Source organism: Bacteroides sp. 90-K9/2, assembly GCF_047310725.1.
GTDB lineage: Bacteria > Bacteroidota > Bacteroidia > Bacteroidales > Bacteroidaceae > Bacteroides > Bacteroides vicugnae.
This window is the reverse complement of the sequence record NZ_JBCGVL010000024.1, coordinates 1-1264: the sequence shown is the minus strand read 5'-3', so window position 1 is coordinate 1264 and position 1264 is coordinate 1. Positions and strand designations below refer to the sequence as shown.

Sequence of the window (1264 nt, the reverse complement as noted above, 5' to 3'; positions counted from 1 at the left end):
CAATGTATAGGCTGTTAGGCTGACCGATATGAGTAACGTATGTGAACCGCTGCACCATCGTAACAAAAGAATAGCTTACGGATATTTACAAGCTATAGCCAAAATGGCGGGCAGTCAGGATAGTTCTCTCTTTTTCAGGACTACACGGATGCAGCACTGCCGGTGGATGGGCGGACTTTAAGTCGGTCGTAAGTTACTTGTACGGAACTTGGTAAGCCCGTATCTCTCCTGTCCTTTATCGGGCAGGTAAGCCAATCGCAAGAGAAGCCGAATGATGTGCGGGTAAAGGATTGCGGAGAAAGCGAACGCTTCCGTGTAATGCGGAAGATAGAGGTTTAAACGTCACCTCATGCGAAAGCAGGCAGACTTCCGCAGGGTAATTCTTTGTGAAACGATTGTAGAACTTTAACGAAATGAAGAAACAGCAAAGGAGCAAGGCGAAAGCCGAGTGTGCATCTTCAGCCGAGCGTAACACAACATGGAAAAGCATTGACTTCTCCAAATGTGAACGAAAGGTCAGAAAGCTGCAAGTCCGAATAGCAAAGGCTCATAAAGAAAAGAGGTACAACAAGGTTAAAGCCTTGCAGCACCTGCTTGTCACTTCGTTCGAAGCCAAGGCATTGGCAGTAAGGAAAGTGACCTCCAATAAAGGTAAACGCACGGCAGGGGTTGACCACATAAAGTGGGATACCGATGCCAATAAAATAGAAGCTATACGTTCTTTGACACGGAGAGGATATAAAGCCCTCCCATTGAAAAGAGTTAACATACCTAAGGCAAACGGCAAGACAAGACCGTTGGGAATACCGACCATGAAAGACAGAGCCATGCAGGCACTGTATCTTATGGCATTGGAACCCATAACGGAAAGTGAAGCGGATGCAAACTCTTACGGATGCAGAAAGTTCAGAAGTACGGCAGATGCGATAGATGCGCTTCACAGATGGCTAAGCAGGGATTGCTCTCCCGAATGGATATTGGAGGGAGACATAAAAGGCTGCTTCGACCATATCAGCCATGAATGGCTTCTCGATAACGTACGAATCGACAGGCAGATATTAAGAAAATGGCTGAAAAGTGGAGTTGTATTCAACAGACTGCTTCAACCGACTATTGAAGGGACACCACAGGGCGGCATTATTTCACCGACACTTGCAAATGCAACTCTTGACGGCATGGAAAGGATGCTCAAAGAGAAGTACAAGGCAAGTTATGTCAATGGAAAACTTTACTGCCCCAAAGTCAATCTCGTAAGATATGCGGA

At 46.2% G+C, this 1264-nt stretch carries 2 protein-coding genes; both read left to right on the top strand.

Going from position 1 to position 1264, the window contains the following annotated elements; all coding sequences use genetic code 11:
- Positions 1-28: 28 nt before the first annotated feature.
- Positions 29-181 (top strand): hypothetical protein, encoded by a 153-nt coding sequence (locus AAHJ11_RS22330; RefSeq protein ID WP_167511788.1) that lies wholly within the window; start codon positions 29-31, stop codon positions 179-181.
- 232 nt (positions 182-413) lie between these two features.
- Positions 414-1264, top strand: an 851-nt coding sequence (locus tag AAHJ11_RS22325; protein ID WP_413580105.1) for a reverse transcriptase N-terminal domain-containing protein, incomplete at its 3' end; no start/stop codon positions are given.